Here is a 19,852-nt window from a genome sequence, read left to right on the forward strand (position 1 = left end):
AAAAGAGTAGCATTTAGCCGGCTAACTATTATCAAACTGATATCGCGTTTTTCGCCTCAACTGGCACTTTTCACCGACAAGCGCCGTCGAAATCTCCTCACCGCAGACCAATCGCAGTGGCGAAGTCCGCAGGGCTATACTCTGCGGCTGAATTTTCAGACATCGGACTACAAGGACTCGCCCATGAAAGCGTTTGGCAAAATCCTGGGACTGGTGGTTCTCGGGCTGTTGCTGATCGTGGTGGCCGGCGGCTTCGCCCTGACCCACCTCTTCGATCCCAACGACTACAAAGACGAGATCCGCCAACTGGCTCGCGACAAGGCTCATGTCGAGCTGACCCTCAATGGCGACATCGGCTGGAGCCTGTTCCCCTGGCTTGGCCTGGAGCTGCACGAGGCGAGCATTGCCACGCTGAACAAGCCCACCGAACCCTTCGCCGACCTGCAGATGCTCGGCCTGTCGGTGCGCGTTCTGCCACTGCTGCGCCGCGAAGTGCAGATGAGCGATGTGCGTGTGGAAGGGCTGAACCTGAGCCTGGTCCGCGATGAAAACGGCCACGGCAACTGGGAAGATATCGGCAAGCCGCTGCCCGCCAACGCCCCGGCCGCGACCGCAGAAACGGCACCTGCCACCACGGCGCCGGCGCAGACCGAGAGCAAACCGGTCGCCAGCGAACGCCCGGTGAAACTGGATATCGACAGCCTCACCGTGAACAACGCCCGGGTGCAATACAGCGACGCCCGCAGCGGCCAGAGCTTCAGCGCCGAAAGCATCCAGTTGAGCACCGAGGCCATTCATGAAGGGATCAACATCCCGCTGAAAATGACCGCCTTCCTCAGTTCCGGCCAGCCGGTACTGCGCGCCCGCATCGAACTCGCCGGCGAAGGACGCTTCGACCGCGCCCTCAAGCGCTACCAGTTCGAAGACATGAAGCTCACCGGCGAACTGTCCGGCGAACCACTGAAACAAAAGAGCGTGACCTTCTCCGCGCAAGGCCAGTTGCTCGCCGACCTGGCGGCCAACGTCGCCGAATGGAATGGCCTGAAGCTCTCCGCCAACCAGCTCCGCGCCCTCGGCGAACTGAGCGTGCGCGAGCTGGATAAAGAGCCGAAGATCAGCGGCGGCCTGTCCATCGCCCAGCTCGACCTGCGCAAGTTCCTCGACAGCGTCGGCGTCGAGCTGCCGGCAATGAACGACCCGACCACCCTGACCAGCTTCGAACTGGTCGGCCACCTGCAAGGCAGCAAGAACAGCCTGGCCCTGGAAGACCTGGCGATGAAGCTCGACGCCAGCACCTTCACCGGCCGCCTGGCCGTGGAGGACTTCGCCAAGAAAGCCCTGCGCATCCAGTTGAAGAACGACACGTTCAACGCCGACCGCTACCTGCTGGCCAAGAGCGAAGCGGCCGCCAGCGCCACCGCCGCACGCCAGGCCGAGGTCAAGGGCAACGAAGTCAGCGCCCTCGCCGGCTCCGGCACCACGCCGCTGCCCGACGCACCGACCCAGGTTGCCTGGAGCAGCGACAAGCTGCTGCCGGTGGACCGCCTGCGCGAACTGGACCTGCAAGCCAGCCTGAACTTCGGCGAGCTGACCCTGAACAAGCTGCCGATCCAGGACGCCGAACTCAAGGCCAATGGCCAGGGCGGGCTCATCACCCTCGAAACCCTGCGCGGCGGCCTCTACAACGGTGACTTCGAAACCCACGGCACCCTCGACGTGCGTCCACAGGTGCCGCAGATCGGCCTGACCAGCAAGATCAACCGCGTGCCGGTGGAACACTTCATCAAGCACGACGGCGACAACCCGCCGGTCAAGGGCCTGCTCAGCCTCAACAGCGACCTGACCGCCAGCGGCAACAGCCAGAAGGGCCTGATCGACACCCTCAACGGCAACGCCAGCTTCGTTATCAACAACGGCGTGCTGGTCGATGCCAACCTCGAACAGCAGCTCTGCCAAGGCATCGCCACGCTCAACCGCAAAACCCTGAGCGGCGAGCCCCGCGGCAAGGACACGCCATTCCAGGAGCTCAAAGGCAACCTGACGCTGCGTAACGGCGTGGCCAGCAACCCGGACCTGAAAATCCGCATCCCCGGCCTGACCGTCAACGGCAACGGCGACCTCGACCTGCGCGTGCTGGGCATGGACTACCGCATTGGCGTCATCGTGGAAGGCGACAAGCGCGATATGCCGGACCCGGCCTGCCAGGTCAACGAACGCTTCGCCGGCCTGGAATTCCCGCTGCGCTGCCGTGGTCCGCTGGAACTCGGCGCCCGCGCCTGCCGCGTGGACAAGGATGGCGTCGGCAAGCTGGCCGGCCAGGTGCTGGGCAACCGCATCAACGAAAAACTCAATGAAAAACTCGACGAGAAGCTTGGCGACAAGGTCAGTCCCGAGCTGAAAGACGCACTCAAAGGCCTGTTCAAACGATGAACCCCGAGCAGTTTTCCAGCGCCGTGCTGGATTGGTACGACCGCCATGGTCGCCACGACCTGCCCTGGCAACAGGGCATCAACCCGTACCGGGTATGGGTCTCCGAGATCATGTTGCAACAGACCCAGGTCAGCACCGTGCTCAATTACTTCAGCCGCTTCATGGACGCCCTGCCGGACGTCCAGGCCCTGGCCGCGGCGCCCGAGGACGAAGTGCTGCACTTGTGGACGGGGCTGGGCTACTACACCCGCGCCCGCAACCTGCAGAAGACCGCCCGGATCGTCGTCGAGCAGTACGGCGGCGAATTCCCGCGTGACGTGGAAAAACTCACCGATCTGCCGGGCATCGGCCTGTCCACTGCCGGCGCCATCGCCAGCATCAGCATGGGCCTGCGCGCGCCGATCCTCGACGGCAACGTCAAGCGCGTGCTGGCCCGCTACACCGCGCAAGAGGGTTATCCCGGCGAGCCGAAGGTGGCCAAGGCGCTGTGGGCCACTGCCGAGCGCTTCACCCCGCATGCGCGAGTCAACCACTACACCCAGGCGATGATGGACCTCGGCGCCACCCTCTGCACCCGCAGCAAGCCCAGTTGTCTGCTGTGCCCGCTGGAGCGTGGTTGCGAAGCGCACATGCTCGGCCAGGAGATCCGCTACCCGCTGCCCAAGCCGCGCAAGGCCCTGCCACAAAAGCGCACGCTGATGCCGATGCTCGCCAACGACGAGGGCGCCATCCTGCTTTACCGAAGGCCCTCCAGCGGGCTGTGGGGCGGTTTGTGGAGCTTGCCGGAGCTGGACGACCTGGACGACCTCGAACACCTGGCCGACCAGCACCAACTCAACATCGAAACCCGCCACGCACTCAGCGGCCTGACCCACACCTTCAGCCATTTCCAGTTGGCCATCGAGCCGTGGCTGGTACGCGTCGGCCAACAGGGCTCGCACGTGGCCGAGGCCGACTGGCTCTGGTATAACCTCGCCACCCCGCCGCGCCTGGGCCTCGCTGCCCCAGTCAAGAAGCTGCTCAAACGCGCGGCCGACGTATTGATTGCAGGAGAGTCGTCATGACCCGCACCGTAATGTGCCGCAAGTACCACGAAGAATTGCCGGGCCTCGAGCGCCCACCGTACCCGGGCCCGAAAGGCCAGGACATCTACGAGCACATCTCGCAGAAGGCCTGGGCCGATTGGCAGAAGCACCAGACCCTGCTCATCAACGAGAAACGCCTGAACATGATGAACGGCGAAGACCGCAAGTTCATCCAGGGCGAGATGGACAAGTTCTTCTCTGGCGAGGAGTACGCAAAGGCCGAAGGCTACGTTCCACCGGCCGAATGACCCCGTAAAACGTAAGCGTCGGTATTAATTGAATAAATTTTTCAAAATTTTGTTGACGCAATCCTGAAAAAGCCTTTTAATGCGCCCCGTTGCCCAGATAGCTCAGTCGGTAGAGCAGAGGATTGAAAATCCTCGTGTCGGCGGTTCGACTCCGTCTCTGGGCACCAAGACAACGTAAAAACCCCTGAATCGAAAGATTCAGGGGTTTTTTGTTTGTGCTCGAAAAAGCGCACGTCCACGACACGCGAAAAACGCTACAAACCGCTGGCGCATTGACCGACGTCAATATGCCATCACCCGGAATATGTAAGGTGGCAGGTGGACATTCGAAGGAACAGAAGGCCCCTCCCATGAGTGAAGAATCCCCCGCCCTCCCGCTTCCAGAGCCGTTATCCGGGGCAGGCCAGCATCAGACCACGCCACACAAAGCCAATACCTCTCGCCCGCATCGCCGCCCTCGCAAGCCCGCCCCGATCGTCGAAACCGACATCGCTGCGGACACCCCGGCCGCCCTCGAAGTCGCTACCGCCCCGCACGGCACCAGTGAAGACAGTTCGTCGGCCAAGCTTCCGCACACCTATCCGTACAGCACCCGCATGCGCCGCGCCGAATACGACAAGGCCAAGCACTCGCTGCAGATCGAACTACTGAAAGTTCAGAACTGGGTCAGGGAAACCGGCCAGCGCGTCGTCGTCCTGTTCGAAGGCCGCGATGCCGCGGGCAAGGGCGGGACCATCAAGCGCTTCATGGAACACCTGAACCCACGCGGCGCGCGGATCGTCGCCCTGGAAAAACCCTCCGAGCAGGAAAAGGGCCAGTGGTATTTCCAGCGCTACATCCAGCACCTGCCGACCTCGGGTGAAATGGTCTTCTTCGACCGCTCCTGGTACAACCGCGCCGGCGTCGAGCGGGTCATGGATTTCTGCACCCCGCTGCAGTACCTGGAATTCATGCGCCAGGCGCCAGAGCTGGAGCGCATGCTGTGCAACAGCGGCATCCTGTTGTTCAAGTACTGGTTCTCGGTAAACCGCGAGGAGCAACTGCGCCGCTTCATTTCCCGTCGCGACGACCCGCTCAAGCACTGGAAACTGTCGCCCATCGACATCAAGTCGCTGGACAAGTGGGGGGAGTACACGGCGGCCAAGGAAGCCATGTTCTTCCACACCGACACCGCCGATGCGCCGTGGACCGTGATCAAGTCGGACGACAAGAAGCGCGCGCGGATCAACTGCATCCGCCACTTCCTCAACGCCCTCGACTATCCGGGCAAGGACTTCCGCGTCGCCCACGAACCCGATCCGCTGCTGGTGGGCCGTGCCTCGCGGGAGCAGGAAGAAGACCTGCGCGACGAAGAAGACACCCAACTGCAAAGCCGGGTCAGCTCGCTGCTGCTGCCGGGCTGACGCCTCAGAAGTTGGCAATGGCGCTGCAATACTCGGCCTTGGTGGCTTTCACCGGCTCCGGCGTAGCGCCATCGATCCGCGTGAAGTCCACCCCGCAGCCGCGATAACCACGCAGCTCCAGCTCGTAATCGGCACCGGCCTGCGGAGTGAAGGTGAACATGCCCAGGCACGTACTCTTCTGGTCATAACTCACCGCCCGGCCGCCATCGAGGAAGGTCAGGGTCAGCGGCTTGCCCGCGGCCACACGCACCTCGCTGGTGGCCCACCCCGCCGGCACTGGCTTGCCAGCAGGCATGCCGAGTTTCTCATTGTTGCGCTGGGCGAAGGTTTCGTTCGGCACGATGATCACACCCGCACCGGGGCTGTACCAATCCACACACGCAAGGCCCGGCACACCGCGCACCATCCCGTCAGACATCACCCGCAGACGCGCCGTCTCGCCACTGGCAGGCGAAGCAAACTGCGTGTTGAAGGATTTGACTGCGGCAATGTTGCCGCAGCCGCTCAAGACGGTGGCGGCGAGGCTAAGCACAACGATGGTTTTCATGCGGGATTCCCTTCCTGTTTGTCCGATAACCCGCCTGTGACACTGCTTCGCGGCTTGGGTTTCCCGGTCAACTGCGATTCAATACGCGGAATTTGACTGACTTCGCACAAAGGAACACCGATGGCCTCTAACACCAAGCAACAGAAACGCGCCAAACGCGCCGCCAGCAAAGCCCGCGAAAACCGCATGGTGCGTAGCGGCCAGGCGGTGAAGAGCGGCGGCGAGGGGTCCAGCGCCAGCGTCGAGCAGGTGTTCAAGAAGGCCATGGACTCGGGCAGCTACACCGCCATGTTCGAAAAAATGAAAACGGCGCAGGACACCAGCCTGGAAGCGATGATCGCCGTGTTCATGGTCGACCCGCTGCTGACCCTGGTGCTCAAGGGCCACAAGGAAGACGACGCCAGCGACTACATCTGCAAAGTCTTCTGTGCGTATCGCAACTGGCTGGATGGCACCGAGGAAGAAGTGGCCATGGCGTGGCTGGAAAGTGATGAGTTCCAGGACGCGTATGTGGCGGCCTCGGAGATGGTGTCGAAGCAGAAGAAGTTCGGCTGACGAAACCGCCCGCCCCACCACCGCTCGCGCCAGATTCGGCAATAAGGAACTCCTCCATGGCCTCCAACACCAAACAGCAAAAACGCGCCAAACGTGCGGCCACCAAGGCCAAGCAAAACCGCGTCACACGCAACAATGTCTCGAAGAACAAGGATTCCGCCCCGCCCTCGGTAGACGAGTTTTTCGAGACGGCCATGGGCGCCGGCCTCTACGACGAATTGTTCGAGGGGATGAAGGAGGCTCAGGCAACCAGCCTGACCGAGATGTGCAGCGTATTCCTTGCGGACTCGCTGCTCTCGTTGGTGGTCACCACCTACGGCGAGGACGCTGCGGCGGATTACATCTATGGCGTGCTCTGCGCCTATCGCGACTGGCTGGACGAGGCGGATCAGGATACGGCCACCGCCTGGATCCAGAGCCCGGAGTTCGTTGAAGCGTACGAGCAGGCGGCGAAGCAGATAGAGGCTGAGGTGGCTGGCGAGCAGTGAAGAGGCCCGTCAGTTAAAACTATGGGGCCTCATCGCGAGCAAGCTCGCTCCTACACGGAACCTGTAGGAGCGAGCTTGCTCGCGATGGGCTCAACGGGGTTTTTACTTACCCGCAGTCAGCGCGTTATAGCTGGTCATCAAATTCCGGTAATCCGGAATGTGATTCGAGCAAAGCGTCGCCAGCCCTTCGACATCGTTGCGCCAGTCGCGGTGCAGCTCACAGGCCACGCCGAACCAGGTCATCAACTGCGCGCCCGCCGAACTCACACGGTTCAAAGCGGCATCGCGAGTCATCTCGTTGAAGGTGCCGGAAGCATCGGTCACCACGAACACTTCAAATTCTTCTTCCAGGGCCGACAGTGCCGGGAACGCCACACACACCTCGGTTACCACACCCGCAATGATCAGTTGCTTCTTGCCGGTGGCCTTCACCGCTTTCACGAAGTCCTCGTTGTCCCAGGCGTTGATCTGGCCAGGGCGAGCGATGTACGGAGCATCCGGGAACAGTTCTTTCAGTTCCGGCACCAGCGGGCCGTTGGGGCCTTGCTCGAAGCTTGTGGTGAGGATGGTCGGCAGGTTGAAGAACTTGGCCAGATCCGCCAGGGCCAGAACGTTGTTCTTGAAACGGTCAGGCTCGATATCGCGCACCAGGGACAGCAGGCCAGCCTGGTGGTCCACCAGCAGGACAGCAGCGTCGTCTTTGTTCAGGCGGTTGTATTTGAATGCAGTCATGGTCGTTGCTCCTAAAGGTTCTGATCTTCGTAAGGGGGGGTGTTTCGCGTTGATGGGAGAAGATTAAATTCAGAACCTTTGGCGCGGTAGCTAGTGAAAACTGGCTTTAGCGTTCCTCAAATAGAACGAAGACCACTGTAGTTTTTCAGGGCAATAAAAAAGGCCGCATTGCGCGGCCTTCTTTCACTTCAACAACTTCAGTTATCCAGCACCAACGCCCCAGCCTTCTCGGCCTTGCGCTTGCGTGCCACCAGCAGGCCCGCCGCAACCACGGCAATGCTCAGCAGAGCGGTGGAGATCACTTCTGCCCGATGATCCGGACGGATCAGCATCAGGGTCAGTACACCAACGATGAAGAAGATGGTCGCCCAGGTCAGCACCGGGAACGCCCACATCTTGAAGTCGATTTTCTCGCCACGCGCCATGCGCTGACGGCGCATGCGCAGTTGCGACACGGCAATCACCAGGTACACCAGCAGCGCGATCGCGCCCGAGCTGGCCAGCAGGAATTCGAACACCTGCGCCGGGGCCACATAGTTGGCAAACACGGTCAGGAACGCCGCCGCGGTCGACAGCAGCACCGCGTAGTGCGGCGTGCCGCTGGCGGTGGTGCGCTGGGCCATGGCCGGCGCGTCACCGCGCTTGCTCAGGGAGAACAGCATGCGCGACGAGGTGTACAGCGCCGAGTTCAGGCAACTGGTCACGGCGATCAGCACGACGATGTCGACGATCAACTTGGCGTGCGGCACGCCCATCAGTTGCAGCACGGTCTGGTACGAACCGACTTCGGCCAGTTCGCCCGAATTCCACGGCACCAGGGCCACGACGATGAAGATCGACACGAGGTAGAACAGGAAGATCCGCCAGATCACCGAGTTGGTCGCCTTGCTGATCTGCCGGCCCGGGTCTTTCGATTCGGCGGCGGCGATGGTGACGATTTCGGTGCCCATGAACGAGAACATGGTGGTCAGCATCGCGCCCAGCACGGCGCCGAGGCCGTTAGGCATGAAGCCCTGGGTGTCGAACAGGTGGCTGACGCCGCTGACCTGGCTGTGGGGCATGAAGCCGAAGATCGCCGCCAGGCCGAGAATGATGAAGCCGATGATCGCCACGACCTTGAGCAGGGCGAACCAGAACTCGAATTCACCGTAGTTCTTCACGCTGAACAGGTTGGTCGCGGTCAGCAACAGGGTGATGACCAGGGTGAAGGCCCAGATCGCCACGTCGGGGAACCAGGCATTAAGGATGGTTGCGGCGGCGTTGGCCTCAAGCGGGATGACCAGCACCCAGAACCACCAGTACAACCAGCCGATGGTGAAGCCGGCCCAGTGACCGATGGCACGGTCGGCATAGGTGGAGAAAGAACCTGTATCCGGCGAGGCCACGGCCATTTCGCCGAGCATGCGCATCACCAGCACGACCAGCGTGCCCGCGGCGGCGTAAGCCAGCAGCACGGCAGGACCGGCGGCGGCGATAGCGTGGCCGGAGCCGACGAACAGACCGGCGCCGATCACGCCTGCGATGGACAGCATGGTCACATGCCGTTGCTTGAGCCCCTGAGCGAGGTCATTGGAATTGTGCGTACCGCTCATAAAACTACCTTTGCAAAGAATGGGGGATCTTCCCGCGTTTTGGAGCCGCAATGCCCTCGTGAGGCGCCCTGCGGTTCGTGGCAGCTTGATAGCAATCAGCGGGCCAGCTTGATGACCGCCCATTCCGAAACACTCTGTAACCACGATTCATAAGGCTTGCGGCGCTTTCAGCCAGTCACTGGCCGGAAGGTCGCCAAAGATGCCCGACTTTGCGTGATTACTGAAATACCCACTTACAATTAGAAATGGGTGCGCCATAACCAATCACAGGTAACACCTTTGCAAAATCACAGCGCAAAAAAGGTGCAACCAAAAAGCGCAACCAGACCTCCAGCCAGGTGTTACCAACCATCGCCGCGACCAAATACGGCTTTCCAGCAGCGGCCAAAACTGGCACCATCGCGCCTTTTTTCATCATGGCTCCGGCCCCGCGAAGCGAAACGGCGGACAGCAGCGCGACAGTCCACTGCAGCGATGCGACACCCGCCTTTCCCATGGCCGACCACCCTGCTCGACCTTGTTGGCTGTGATCCGGGCGCTATGCTAGCGTGGCGCCTCGCCAGGAAGGCCGCCAACAGCAGAACGCACCGAATCAATGAGGACCGCACATGGCCCAGGCCACGCCCGCACTGGAAATCCGCAACCTGCATAAACGCTACGGCGACCAGGAAATTCTCAAGGGCATTTCCCTCACCGCCCGCGACGGCGACGTGATCTCCATCCTCGGCTCCTCCGGTTCCGGCAAGTCCACCCTGCTGCGCTGCATCAACCTGCTGGAAAACCCGCACCAAGGCGAAATCCTGGTGGCAGGCGAGTCGCTCAAGCTCAAGTCCGCGCGCAACGGCGAACTGGTGGCTGCCGACAACAAGCAGATCAACCGCCTGCGCAGCGAAATCGGCTTCGTCTTCCAGAACTTCAACCTGTGGCCGCACATGAGCATCCTCGACAACATCATCGAGGCCCCTCGTCGCGTGCTCGGCCAGAGCAAGGCCGAGGCCATCGAGCACGCCGAAGCGCTGCTCGACAAGGTCGGAATCCACAACAAGCGCCACAGCTACCCCGCCGAACTCTCGGGCGGCCAGCAACAGCGCGCGGCCATTGCCCGCACCCTGGCCATGAAACCCAAGGTCATCCTGTTCGACGAACCCACCTCCGCCCTGGACCCGGAAATGGTCCAGGAAGTACTCAGCGTCATCCGGGCCCTGGCCGATGAAGGCCGGACCATGCTCCTGGTGACCCACGAAATGGGCTTTGCCCGCCAGGTGTCCAGTGAAGTCGTCTTCCTTCACCAGGGCCTGATCGAAGAGCAGGGATCGCCGCAGCAGGTTTTCGAAAACCCGACCTCGGCGCGTTGTAAGCAATTCATGTCCAGCAACCGCTAACGGAGCAACACGCATGCAGAACTACAAGAAATTCCTCCTGGCCGCTGCCGCCACGCTGGTGTTCTCGGCCAATGCCATGGCCGCCGAAAAACTGAAGATGGGCATCGAAGCGGCCTACCCGCCGTTCAACAGCAAGGACGCCAGCGGCCAGGTCGTCGGCTTCGACAAAGACATCGGCGACGCCCTGTGCGCCAAGCTGAAAGTCGAGTGCGAAGTGGTCACCTCCGACTGGGACGGCATCATTCCGTCGCTGCTGGCCAAGAAGTACGACTTCATCGTCTCCTCGCTGTCGATCACCGACGAGCGCAAGCAGGCCGTTGATTTCACCGACCGCTACTACTCCAACAAGCTGCAGTTCATCGCGCCGAAAAACGTCGACTTCAAAACCGACAAGTCCTACCTGAAGGGCAAGACCATCGGCACCCAGCGCGCCACCCTGTCCGGCACCTGGCTGGAAGACACCTACGGCAGCGACATCACCCTGAAGCTGTACGACACCCAGGAAAACGCCTACCTCGACCTGACCTCCGGCCGCGTCGACGCGCTGCTGGCTGACAAGTACGTGAACTACGACTGGCTGAAATCCGATGCCGGCAAGAACTACGAGTTCAAGGGCGAGCCCGTGGTGGAAAGCGACGAAATCGGCATCGCCGTACGCAAAGGTGACCCGCTGCGCGAGAAGCTGAACGCCGCGCTGAAAGAAATCATCGCCGACGGCACGTACAAGAAGATCAACGACAAGTACTTCCCGTTCAGCATCTATTGATTCGCCCCGACCGGTACCGCCTTGCGCGGTGCCGGTCCCTTGAACACTCCTGCCCATGAATATTGATCTACACGGATTCGGCCCGGCACTCGCGGCCGGCACGCTGGTGACCGTCAAACTGGCGCTCTCGGCCCTTTGCCTGGGCCTGGTGCTCGGCCTGCTCGGCGCCTTGGCCAAGACCTCGCCGTTCAAACCCCTGCGCTGGCTCGGCGGCACCTACTCGACCATCGTGCGCGGCGTGCCAGAACTGCTCTGGGTGCTTTTCATCTATTTCGGCTCCGTCGCCCTGATGAGCCAACTGGGCGACCTGCTCGGCCTGCCCGGCCTGGAACTCAGCGCCTTCGCCGCCGGGGTCATCGCCCTCGGCCTGTGCTTCGGCGCCTACGCCACGGAAGTGTTCCGCGGCGCGCTGCTGGCGATCCCCAAGGGACACCGTGAAGCGGGCATGGCCCTCGGCCTGTCGAAAGGGCGCATTTTCTCTCGGCTGATCCTGCCGCAGATGTGGCGCATCGCCCTGCCCGGCCTGGGCAACCTGTTCATGATCCTGATGAAAGACACCGCGCTGGTCTCGGTGATCGGCCTGGAAGAAATCATGCGTCAGGCGCAGAACGGCGTAACCACCAGCAAGGAACCGTTCACCTTCTACCTGGTGGCGGCCTTCATCTACCTCGGCCTGACCGTCCTTGCGATGACAGGCATGCACTTCATGGAAAAACGCGCCGCACGCGGCTTCGCGAGGGCCAACTCATGAATTGGGAAGTCATCATCAAGTGGCTGCCACGCCTGGCCCAAGGCGCCACGCTCACCCTTGAGCTGCTGGCCATCGCCGTCATCCTCGGCCTGATCATCGCCATTCCGCTGGGCATCGCCCGTTCGTCGCGGCACTGGTACGTGCGCGCCCTGCCTTACGGCTACATCTTCTTCTTCCGTGGGACGCCGCTGCTGGTGCAACTGTTCCTGGTCTACTACGGCCTGGCGCAGTTCGAGGCGGTCAAGGCCAGCGCGCTGTGGCCGTACCTGCGCGACCCGTTCTGGTGTACCGCGCTGACCATGACCCTGCACACCGCCGCCTACATCGCCGAGATTTTGCGCGGCTCGCTGCAGGCCATCCCGCGGGGCGAAATCGAAGCGGCGCGGGCGCTGGGCATGTCCCGCGCCACCGCCATGCTCCACATCATGCTGCCGCGCGCCGCGCGCATCGGCCTGCCGGCGTACAGCAACGAAGTGATCCTGATGCTCAAGGCCAGCGCCCTGGCCAGCACCGTCACCCTGCTCGACATCACCGGCATGGCCCGCACCATCATCGCCCGGACCTACATGCCGGTAGAGATCTTCTTCGCCGCGGGCGTGTTCTACCTGGTCATCTCCTTCGTGCTGGTGCAAGGCTTCAAAGGGCTGGAACGCTGGTTGCGGGTGGACGCCGCACAAGGCCGCTGACGCCATCGCTGGCAAGCTCGCTCCCACTCCACTGTAGGAGCGAGCTTGCTCGCGAACACCCCCAAACCGCCGCCCCACCACCAGGCCACCCCCATGTCCCACCTGGAAAACGACCACCTCCTCCCCCGCTTCCAGGCCCTGGACCACTTCCTCCGCCAGCACCACGCCCTCTGGCACCCGCGCCCCTTCACCACCCGGCACCTGCCGTGGGAAACCTCCCACCCGCAGCTCGCCGAATGGCTACGCACCCGCACCCTCGAACAGGCCGAATCCGCCCACAACCAGCCCCACACCGTCCCGGCCCCCGCGCCTTATCCACAACTGGCCGCCGAAGCCCAGACGCTGTCCGCCCTCGGCGACTTATCCACAATCGCCCTCAGTCCAGCGCCGCCTCGCCTCAGCACCGACGTCCCCGGCCGCAAATGGCAACAGATCGAAGCCTTCGCCAGCCACCTCGACTTCGCCCGCCGCCCGAGCCACTGGCTTGACTGGTGCGCCGGCAAAGGCCACCTCGGCCGCCGCCTGCTGAACCCGGACCAACACCTCACCTGCCTGGAATACGACCCCGCGCTGGTTGCCGACGGAGAACACCTCAGCCAGCACCACCACCTGCCGGCGAACCACCAACTCCAGGACGTAATGGCCGCAGACGCTGCCGCTCGCCTCCGCGCCGACCACACCCCCGTGGCCCTGCACGCCTGCGGCGATCTCCACGTACGCCTGATGCAACTCGCCAGCGCCGCCGGCTGCCCGCAACTGGCCATCGCCCCGTGCTGCTACAACCGCACCGCCGGCCCGCACTACCAGCCGTTATCCACAGCCGCCCGCGCCTCCGCCTTGCAACTCGACCTCGACGACCTCGGCCTGCCCCTGAGCGAAACCGTCACCGCCGGCAGCCGCGTCCGCCGCCAGCGCGACCAGTCCATGGCCCGCCGCCTCGGTTTCGACGTCCTGCAACGGCAACTGCGCCAAACCGACGACTACCTGCCCACCCCCTCACTGCCCAGCGCCTGGCTACAAAAGCCCTTCGCCGACTACTGCCGCGACCTCGCCGACCTCAAAAGCCTGCCTATAAAGGAAGCACCGGACTGGGACGCACTGGAAGCTGCCGGCTGGAAACGCCTGGCCGAAGTGCGCAACCTCGAACTGCTGCGCAACCTCTTCCGCCGCCCCCTGGAACTCTGGCTCGTCCTCGACCGCGCGCTCTACCTGCGCGAACGGGGCTACAACGTCCGCCTCGGCACCTTCTGCCCCCACCCCCTCACCCCGCGCAACCTCATGCTGCTGGCGGAACAACCTGTGGATAACTCTGTGAGCAACTTCACAACCAAGGTTTGAAAAAAATCCCCCCGCGTCGGATTTTTCCACTTGAGGCTTTACGGATCATCTGCTAAAGGCCAGCAAAAACAGCCATTTGGTCGCGCGACACTGTGACGCGGACGCGTGCTTGCATGGAGTGCAAGGGGTCGATGTGGTTTGTGCATAAGCGTTAAAGCGAATTAGGCGGGAGTGCTTCAGATCAGCTTATCCACAAACCCCGCGCTCCCCTCCCCACCCAAAACCCGTAGGAGCGAGCTTGCTCGCGAAAGCCCGCCCAGCCACCGCAAAACCCGACGACACCGGCATCCAGGTTTCCAAGCGCACAAGCCCCCACAAAACGCCCCGCCAGAAAAGCCAAAAGCCCCGAAATACGGGGCTTTGAACAGGATTGCAAGGAAGTGGTTTACAGATCCAAACCGATCGCTATAATGGCGGCCCTACCGCCGGTATAGCTCAGATGGTAGAGCAACTGACTTGTAATCAGTAGGTCCCGGGTTCGATTCCTGGTGCCGGCACCATATAAGGGTTCAGAGAAGGCTTTTGACATCTCTGGGACCTCCGAAAAACCCGCCTTTTGGCGGGTTTTTTCGTTTTGGGGCAGTATCAAATTCTTGTAGTAGCTCGCGCTAAAAAGGGTAGCCCTGCTGCTGCCCTGATCGCACATGGCTTTGCGAATATGGTCAGGGAACGGACTGCAACTGATTGGCAGTCCTGCATGCCCCGGTCATTAATTTCGCTGCGTCACCAGACTCAGGAGCGCGCGGCATGCCCCCCCCCTAGCGGCAGAGCCCTCATCTCTGGAGGCGGTGATAAAAATAAATCTGTCCCCTTTTTCTTGCCTTTTTCTTGCAGGGGGTTGCTCATCGACCTTGGTGCATAGCAACGACGGTGGGCGTTTTGTCCTGACCGAGGACGCCGTCTACTGGAGTAAAACCAACCTTTTCAACCCTGACCCATGGGTGTTCGGTTTGACCAAGGGCGAGTACATCGCGGTGGGCCATAACGACGAGGGTATCTATTACCGTGGCCCACGAGGCTGCGTGGTCGTACTTCTGAATCCCGATGGAGTGAAATACCTCAAAACAGGTGAACGTCCGGATACAGCTGAACTTGTGTTCGCCTTCGGCCCAAATGGAGAAGGAGGAGTTTTCATCCCGTACGACCCGAGTGATATGCCGTTCTTTTATGTTTATCAGGACTACCGGCGTCACACGGGGGACGAGGAATCGAGAATGCCACTTCGCCCAGAGTCAGCGGTCAATACCTTTAAGGGCGATGCCCCAGCCGGAGAGGTCATTCCCTTCAGGCCCATGGCCGTATAGGTCATTAACGCAAGTGATCCTGGCGGGTTAGTGGACCCTGCCACTGCTGCGGGTGCCAGCATCGCCCCGTACGTCGGCCGCGCGCTCGCCACGCCACTGGTACGTCGCGTCCAGGGTATGCCTCTGCTCCTATACGGAATCAGTGACAAAAATCTGCAAAAAAGGCTGCGCGAGCATATGCGTGAGCACCGCTACACCAAGCCGTCAGCCAAAGTTGACGACAGTTTGGCCGCATCTGAGAAGTAGGTGAATGCGGAAAAGGGGACGGAAAAGTGGATAGATTTATTTTAAAATAACCGAAAATAAATCTGTCCCCTTTTTCTGCCATCAAATTTTCAAAAATATTTCAACGCCAACTAGGCTTGGTAGACTTCATACAACTGAAGGAATGGTTGAAAAAGTATGGATGAACTGGCAAGCATAAATACTATTAGATACAGCATACCAATACATCCACTCCATACATCAATAATAAAATCCAATAAATACTTCGAGACTCTTAAATTCACGAACCCTGTAAGTATCACACCCTCCCTGTCTTCAAGAACATCTTCTGCTTAGAACCAGGAAATTTAGGTTCCCAATCTTTATCTCTAGCATCTCCAACATAGTGATATTCCGTTCCGGATATTATAATCTGAACACCTGTTGCACGTGAAAACACTTTAAGCGCATCAATATAGCGTCCTAGATCAACCCCATGCATTTCATGTTGCTTTGGAGTATCGAAGATGATGAACGATACTTTCCTTCTTTTAGAAAGCTCAAAACACTCCAGAAGCGCCGCATGATACGCAAGAATCACACGGAGCCGAGTACTCCCACCTAACTGAGCTAATCTCTCGTTGCCTAAAATTGGTACGAAATCCCCCTCAAATTTTATATCGCTAGAGACATTATTTGTATCTAGGATATCCATCCACTTAAGCATATTCTCTCTCAGCACACTTCTAAACCTGATGATGAGAGGACTACCTTGCCCAGTTTTTTCTAGCTCTTCCCTTCGGTTAATAGCTTCATCTTGAGCTGATAAAGCTCTAACATAACGATTTGAAATATCTTCGATCGACTCTAAAGATTTTTTATCCTGCTCCAGACCAAATATCCTCGACGTAATTTGGGTAATAGCCTCAACCAGCGCTTTTATATCTGAAGTATTAACCAAAGAATTTCGTCGTTCAGTAAGGCTTTGAGTCTGAGCTACTAACTCACCCCGGCGCAGACTTAATTGCTCACTCCTCCCACGCCCGATCTCAACATTGCGCTCCAGATCTTTTAACTGATCCTTTAAATAAAGTAAATTTTTCCCGTAAGAGTCAGAGCTGAATGAAAACAATTGACAGCCAGGAGAGTTGCAGATCTCCTCAAAAGAAGAAAATACTCTTTTCGCTTCTTCATTCAGGCTCAATGTATTGATTTCGGTTTGAATCTCTGCATGAATTCTTTGAAAGCTGCGGTCGCGCTTTGAGATATCTCCTAGCTCCCGATCTAGAGACCGGATGGTTTCGTTATTCGACCCAATCAGTTCATCAATAGCGTCTGTGGAGGCAGTTTTATCTGCAGTACCGCTTTTTAGCTCTTCAAGCCTTTGGTACAAAGACTTGAGTTCCACATCTATTCCTACCGGATCCATAGATCCGTAGACATCTTTTGCTGACTCATATTCTTTTTTTAGTGCATATACTTGCTTATCACGCTGTTCGAGTTCACGCTTGGCGTCAATCAGTTTCTTCTTCGCATCAAATGCGTTCTTCGGCGCCACGCCCAAAATAATTCGAATAGACTCGGAAAGCTGATCCTTTATAAAGGAAGCACTAGGGCTATAATACTTACGATATCCCTCCTCCTGATCTAAATAATAGATAGGGAGCAAAGCGGAGAAGTACGCCTGTGCTGCTTTTTTTTCATCACTAGAGACCAATGTAGGTATATCGAACCCTAACAACTCAAAAAGATATTTAGAGTAGTCAAGCTCATTTGAAAATTCGTGCTTAACTCCTGCAAAATCGGTTAAAACAACATCTAGTCCCGGTTTAAAATTACGACGCACAACATAGTTAAAATTATTGATTTCAAATTCTAACTCTGCACACAGACAGTTCTCGAGTATGTCATCTCGAAACTTACTTGGGTACCCTAGACAAAAAACTATAGACTTGATAAGGGGGGACTTACCACAGCCATTAGGACCAAAAAGTTGAGTGACATCTTGGCCAAACACCAACGGCTCTGAGCTCCACCCATTATCGCCCTTCGGGAAAATTTGAAGTCTGATAAGCCTCATACAAGCTCCAGGTCCATCTGCTTATTCACACAGATATTTCTATAAGATCTTTGAATTAACGAAAGATTATAGGATAAGTCATCATCATTAGACAAAGCTCTATCAATGACCTTTTGTCCTAGGGTTGTGGCGAGCATTCTATTGTCGTTTTTTCGGATTTCAATCATACCGGATCGTTCGAGAAAGCTAATGGCTTTTACCGTCCGAATCCTTAAAATTGCAGACCAACCTAAATGATTGGAAGACCCTTTGAATCCAACTAATGAGGCTTCGATGGATTCTCCTACCATCTGCCCAATTTCAGTCACAATTGGCTTGCGCCTGTCCTTAGCCAATAGAAGCACGATCATTGAGATGAGAGGCAACTGAAATAATGCCTCATTGCTTAGCTGGTAGTTTTTTTGAGTATCTCTTTCTAAAACTACGATTGAAATTTCGCGCCTGGTTACACTTTCAAAGAATTCATCATAGTTCATGATTTACACCTAACCAGGGCAGATATAAATCCACCGAATAAAAGTGGTGGTGTTAAGTCGTATACCAACCCCAAACTATCCAGATCCACCATCAACTGTTTCAACTTCGGATGAAGCGAACCTAACCTGAAAGATTTGGTGCCATTAAGTGTATCGGCAAGCAAAGCATCAATTTTCGAAGCTATAGAGAGGAGATCAAAATCAGAAAGCTTATTTCTGTTATCTCGAAGCCAAACATCCCACTCAGTTTTGCACCTTGAAGAATACTCAATCTCCTCGTTGCTAGCTCCAGAAGCAAACATAGTCCGTTGGATTACTGACGCTGATTTGATTGCTCTAGCATCACCTCCTTGAATCAAAGAATGATACGCTTCCCTAGATATGCTTAATAAATCAAGCAAGTCATTTATATCAACACTCGCCTTGCTATTAATAGTTGCCTTATCAAAAACAGAAATCACCCCTGAAGTTTTTTTCGACATTAACTCCAACAGATTTACTAGTATCTGCCTTGCCTCATTAAACTCAAGATCAATCTCACTAAATTGGTATATCTTAGTTCGCGCATCGGACTCGAAACTATTGTTTTTATCCTTTATAAACGAAACGTCAGACTCAAACCTAAGTCTAGAAAGCTTCTCAAGTATTTGGGCTTCTGAAAGCTTCGGCTCGGCTAACACAAAGCAATCATTAAAATTATCGACAATAAACCTCAAGTATTTATTACTAACATCATAACACTCTAGGCTTACAGACATTTCCTCGAGGGTTTCATCCAAGTGAGCATTAGTCATAAATACAATTTTTGCACACACGTCCGGAAAGGTTACCGTATGCTGCAATAATTTCCCGGCGAAACTAGCCTTAACATTTTCTGCGGAATGGCTCGCATTTTTTTGGGTTTTAAGTCCAAACACCTCGTTAAGCGTCCAGTTCTTACTTGTTTTAGCGCGAGTTTTAACTTGGAAAAACTCGTATTGCTGCTTACCAGAGACCTTCTTTCCAATCACGAAATCGTCATGGTAATCGCAAAAAATTCTATCAACCTCACCGCCCTCCAAAATCTCTAAGGCGGCGAGCGCGGCAGCTCGTATCTGAGCCCTATATCTTAAGAAGGTATCTCTACCAACTTGTTCGCGAGGCTTTGTTGAGTAAAAATCTTCAGTACTATTCATGAAGTATCTACGAGTCCCTTCTCAGCTGAAATATCTTTCTCAACTTTGGCTAGCGCATTCCATCGGCTAGTTACATATCTTTTGATGACTCCGACATGCGAACAATATTACTGGCCAGTAAGCTGAAATTTTTATTAGATGAGCTGGACCTTTTTCGGCTCCAACCACAAAGCACCGCCTACTGATTAGCTCACCAGTAGTCGAAAAGTTATCATTATGCCATTACACCTGTCTACCGTAAGGATTCCACCTGGCACGGCAGCATACGCGTACCCTAAGCTTGTAAATCTGCGTTCAAGATAGGAATCAAGGATCCACATCACAGGAAGGAACTCCCGAGTTTGATTCCGTTTAAGTCCATAACTAGCTGATTTATTTATGGTTACGGATTGGGGTACGCCAAATTTTCCATTGAATTCCAGTCCCGCGGAAAACCTAGCCCCGCACCTAGGCTCTGTACGAAAAGAGATGTCGCAAACACCGCATAGAACAAGCCAGTGAGACCATGGCGGCATAACTTTTTACGAGCTTGTCGAAGCGTGTCACGATGCGGCGGTTCTCTTTCAGCCAGCCAAACATGCGCTCGATGATGTTGCGCTGTCGGTACTTA

19 protein-coding genes, 2 tRNA genes and 1 pseudogene are annotated in these 19,852 nt (G+C 57.4%); 14 read left to right on the plus strand and 8 right to left on the minus strand.

What is annotated here, in order from left to right; translation table 11 throughout:
* Nucleotides 1-183 precede the first annotated feature (183 nt).
* The 5 genes from NTD88_RS02875 to ppk2 all read left to right on the plus strand — a co-directional run bounded on the left by NTD88_RS02875 (nucleotide 184) and on the right by ppk2 (nucleotide 5,166).
* A complete protein-coding gene (locus NTD88_RS02875) occupies nucleotides 184-2,430 on the plus strand; it encodes an AsmA family protein (RefSeq protein ID WP_262153823.1) in 2,247 nt (748 codons plus the stop codon).
* Complete coding sequence (gene mutY / locus NTD88_RS02880) at nucleotides 2,427-3,494, plus strand: A/G-specific adenine glycosylase (RefSeq protein WP_095155787.1); 1,068 nt, start codon at nucleotides 2,427-2,429, stop codon at nucleotides 3,492-3,494. Before NTD88_RS02875 ends, mutY begins: the two co-directional genes overlap by 4 nt.
* Nucleotides 3,491-3,763 carry an oxidative damage protection protein gene (locus NTD88_RS02885; RefSeq protein ID WP_095155786.1) on the plus strand — a complete coding sequence of 91 codons (273 nt, stop codon included), beginning with the start codon at nucleotides 3,491-3,493 and terminating at the stop codon, nucleotides 3,761-3,763. Before mutY ends, NTD88_RS02885 begins: the two co-directional genes overlap by 4 nt.
* 91 nt (nucleotides 3,764-3,854) lie before the next feature.
* Nucleotides 3,855-3,930, plus strand: a tRNA-Phe gene (locus tag NTD88_RS02890).
* 183 nt (nucleotides 3,931-4,113) lie between these two features.
* Complete coding sequence (gene ppk2 / locus NTD88_RS02895) at nucleotides 4,114-5,166, plus strand: polyphosphate kinase 2 (RefSeq protein ID WP_175652875.1); 1,053 nt, start codon at nucleotides 4,114-4,116, stop codon at nucleotides 5,164-5,166.
* A gap of 4 nt (nucleotides 5,167-5,170) precedes the next feature.
* Here ppk2 and NTD88_RS02900 read toward each other — a convergent pair whose 3' ends face one another.
* Nucleotides 5,171-5,713 (minus strand): hypothetical protein, encoded by a 543-nt coding sequence (locus NTD88_RS02900; RefSeq protein WP_095155784.1) that lies wholly within the window; start codon nucleotides 5,711-5,713, stop codon nucleotides 5,171-5,173.
* Nucleotides 5,714-5,833: 120 nt separating this feature from the next.
* On the opposite strand from NTD88_RS02900, the gene NTD88_RS02905 reads away from it, so the two are divergent.
* Nucleotides 5,834-6,268, plus strand: a complete 435-nt coding sequence (locus tag NTD88_RS02905; protein ID WP_262153824.1) for a hypothetical protein — start codon at nucleotides 5,834-5,836, stop codon at nucleotides 6,266-6,268.
* 56 nt (nucleotides 6,269-6,324) lie between these two features.
* Nucleotides 6,325-6,756 (plus strand): hypothetical protein, encoded by a 432-nt coding sequence (locus tag NTD88_RS02910; RefSeq protein WP_095155782.1) that lies wholly within the window; start codon nucleotides 6,325-6,327, stop codon nucleotides 6,754-6,756.
* A gap of 102 nt (nucleotides 6,757-6,858) precedes the next feature.
* Here the strand turns inward: NTD88_RS02910 and ycaC are convergent, their stop codons facing one another.
* From ycaC to NTD88_RS02925, 3 genes are all read right to left on the minus strand, one after another.
* On the minus strand, nucleotides 6,859-7,488 hold the full coding sequence (gene ycaC / locus NTD88_RS02915; RefSeq protein ID WP_262153826.1) for an isochorismate family cysteine hydrolase YcaC: 630 nt from the start codon (nucleotides 7,486-7,488) through the stop codon (nucleotides 6,859-6,861).
* A 197-nt stretch (nucleotides 7,489-7,685) separates the two neighbouring features.
* The gene (gene gabP, locus NTD88_RS02920; RefSeq protein ID WP_262153827.1) at nucleotides 7,686-9,080 is read right to left on the minus strand and encodes a GABA permease; all 1,395 of its coding nucleotides are present in this window, start codon (nucleotides 9,078-9,080) and stop codon (nucleotides 7,686-7,688) included.
* 217 nt (nucleotides 9,081-9,297) lie between these two features.
* Nucleotides 9,298-9,576 carry a hypothetical protein gene (locus tag NTD88_RS02925; protein ID WP_262153828.1) on the minus strand — a complete coding sequence of 93 codons (279 nt, stop codon included), beginning with the start codon at nucleotides 9,574-9,576 and terminating at the stop codon, nucleotides 9,298-9,300.
* 112 nt (nucleotides 9,577-9,688) lie between these two features.
* Here NTD88_RS02925 and NTD88_RS02930 point away from each other — a divergent pair, with 112 nt between their 5' ends.
* From NTD88_RS02930 to NTD88_RS02960, 7 genes are all read left to right on the plus strand, one after another.
* Nucleotides 9,689-10,462 (plus strand): ABC transporter ATP-binding protein, encoded by a 774-nt coding sequence (locus tag NTD88_RS02930; protein WP_262153829.1) that lies wholly within the window; start codon nucleotides 9,689-9,691, stop codon nucleotides 10,460-10,462.
* Between the two features lie 13 nt (nucleotides 10,463-10,475).
* Nucleotides 10,476-11,228 carry an ABC transporter substrate-binding protein gene (locus NTD88_RS02935; RefSeq protein WP_095155778.1) on the plus strand — a complete coding sequence of 251 codons (753 nt, stop codon included), beginning with the start codon at nucleotides 10,476-10,478 and terminating at the stop codon, nucleotides 11,226-11,228.
* Between the two features lie 55 nt (nucleotides 11,229-11,283).
* Entirely contained in the window at nucleotides 11,284-11,979 is a 696-nt protein-coding gene (locus tag NTD88_RS02940) for an ABC transporter permease (RefSeq protein ID WP_095155777.1), read from the plus strand.
* Nucleotides 11,976-12,665: an ABC transporter permease gene (locus tag NTD88_RS02945; protein ID WP_095155776.1), complete on the plus strand. Its 690-nt coding sequence runs from the start codon at nucleotides 11,976-11,978 to the stop codon at nucleotides 12,663-12,665. The genes NTD88_RS02940 and NTD88_RS02945 overlap by 4 nt, the downstream gene beginning before the upstream one ends.
* 93 nt (nucleotides 12,666-12,758) lie before the next feature.
* A complete protein-coding gene (locus NTD88_RS02950; RefSeq protein WP_262153830.1) occupies nucleotides 12,759-14,003 on the plus strand; it encodes an SAM-dependent methyltransferase in 1,245 nt (414 codons plus the stop codon).
* 424 nt (nucleotides 14,004-14,427) lie between these two features.
* Nucleotides 14,428-14,503: transfer RNA gene (locus tag NTD88_RS02955), tRNA-Thr, on the plus strand.
* Between the two features lie 354 nt (nucleotides 14,504-14,857).
* Nucleotides 14,858-15,307 carry a hypothetical protein gene (locus NTD88_RS02960; protein WP_262153831.1) on the plus strand — a complete coding sequence of 150 codons (450 nt, stop codon included), beginning with the start codon at nucleotides 14,858-14,860 and terminating at the stop codon, nucleotides 15,305-15,307.
* Nucleotides 15,308-15,830: 523 nt separating this feature from the next.
* On the opposite strand, the gene NTD88_RS02965 is transcribed toward NTD88_RS02960, so the two are convergent.
* The 4 genes and pseudogenes from NTD88_RS02965 to NTD88_RS02980 form a co-directional block, all read right to left on the minus strand.
* The gene (locus NTD88_RS02965; RefSeq protein WP_262153832.1) at nucleotides 15,831-17,591 is read right to left on the minus strand and encodes an AAA family ATPase; all 1,761 of its coding nucleotides are present in this window, start codon (nucleotides 17,589-17,591) and stop codon (nucleotides 15,831-15,833) included.
* Nucleotides 17,588-18,067: a hypothetical protein gene (locus NTD88_RS02970; RefSeq protein ID WP_053181118.1), complete on the minus strand. Its 480-nt coding sequence runs from the start codon at nucleotides 18,065-18,067 to the stop codon at nucleotides 17,588-17,590. The genes NTD88_RS02965 and NTD88_RS02970 overlap by 4 nt, the downstream gene beginning before the upstream one ends.
* Nucleotides 18,064-19,242 carry a DUF4297 domain-containing protein gene (locus NTD88_RS02975; RefSeq protein WP_262153833.1) on the minus strand — a complete coding sequence of 393 codons (1,179 nt, stop codon included), beginning with the start codon at nucleotides 19,240-19,242 and terminating at the stop codon, nucleotides 18,064-18,066. Before NTD88_RS02975 ends, NTD88_RS02970 begins: the two co-directional genes overlap by 4 nt.
* A 447-nt stretch (nucleotides 19,243-19,689) precedes the next feature.
* Nucleotides 19,690-19,852: pseudogene (locus NTD88_RS02980) on the minus strand (IS5/IS1182 family transposase); the annotation flags it as partial.

This window comes from Pseudomonas sp. 20P_3.2_Bac5 (assembly GCF_025466035.1).
GTDB lineage: Bacteria > Pseudomonadota > Gammaproteobacteria > Pseudomonadales > Pseudomonadaceae > Aquipseudomonas.

Coding starts and splice junctions, on each gene's coding strand:
- NTD88_RS02875 (WP_262153823.1), top strand. CDS start 184: ATGAAAGCGTTTGGCAAAATCCTGGGACTGGTGGTTCTCGGGCTGTTG.
- NTD88_RS02900 (WP_095155784.1), bottom strand. CDS start 5,713: ATGAAAACCATCGTTGTGCTTAGCCTCGCCGCCACCGTCTTGAGCGGC.
- NTD88_RS02950 (WP_262153830.1), top strand. CDS start 12,759: ATGTCCCACCTGGAAAACGACCACCTCCTCCCCCGCTTCCAGGCCCTG.
- NTD88_RS02930 (WP_262153829.1), top strand. CDS start 9,689: ATGGCCCAGGCCACGCCCGCACTGGAAATCCGCAACCTGCATAAACGC.
- NTD88_RS02910 (WP_095155782.1), top strand. CDS start 6,325: ATGGCCTCCAACACCAAACAGCAAAAACGCGCCAAACGTGCGGCCACC.
- NTD88_RS02975 (WP_262153833.1), bottom strand. CDS start 19,242: ATGAATAGTACTGAAGATTTTTACTCAACAAAGCCTCGCGAACAAGTT.
- mutY (WP_095155787.1), top strand. CDS start 2,427: ATGAACCCCGAGCAGTTTTCCAGCGCCGTGCTGGATTGGTACGACCGC.
- NTD88_RS02940 (WP_095155777.1), top strand. CDS start 11,284: ATGAATATTGATCTACACGGATTCGGCCCGGCACTCGCGGCCGGCACG.
- NTD88_RS02905 (WP_262153824.1), top strand. CDS start 5,834: ATGGCCTCTAACACCAAGCAACAGAAACGCGCCAAACGCGCCGCCAGC.
- NTD88_RS02945 (WP_095155776.1), top strand. CDS start 11,976: ATGAATTGGGAAGTCATCATCAAGTGGCTGCCACGCCTGGCCCAAGGC.
- NTD88_RS02885 (WP_095155786.1), top strand. CDS start 3,491: ATGACCCGCACCGTAATGTGCCGCAAGTACCACGAAGAATTGCCGGGC.
- NTD88_RS02925 (WP_262153828.1), bottom strand. CDS start 9,576: ATGGGAAAGGCGGGTGTCGCATCGCTGCAGTGGACTGTCGCGCTGCTG.
- NTD88_RS02965 (WP_262153832.1), bottom strand. CDS start 17,591: ATGAGGCTTATCAGACTTCAAATTTTCCCGAAGGGCGATAATGGGTGG.
- ycaC (WP_262153826.1), bottom strand. CDS start 7,488: ATGACTGCATTCAAATACAACCGCCTGAACAAAGACGACGCTGCTGTC.
- ppk2 (WP_175652875.1), top strand. CDS start 4,114: ATGAGTGAAGAATCCCCCGCCCTCCCGCTTCCAGAGCCGTTATCCGGG.
- gabP (WP_262153827.1), bottom strand. CDS start 9,080: ATGAGCGGTACGCACAATTCCAATGACCTCGCTCAGGGGCTCAAGCAA.
- NTD88_RS02970 (WP_053181118.1), bottom strand. CDS start 18,067: ATGAACTATGATGAATTCTTTGAAAGTGTAACCAGGCGCGAAATTTCA.
- NTD88_RS02935 (WP_095155778.1), top strand. CDS start 10,476: ATGCAGAACTACAAGAAATTCCTCCTGGCCGCTGCCGCCACGCTGGTG.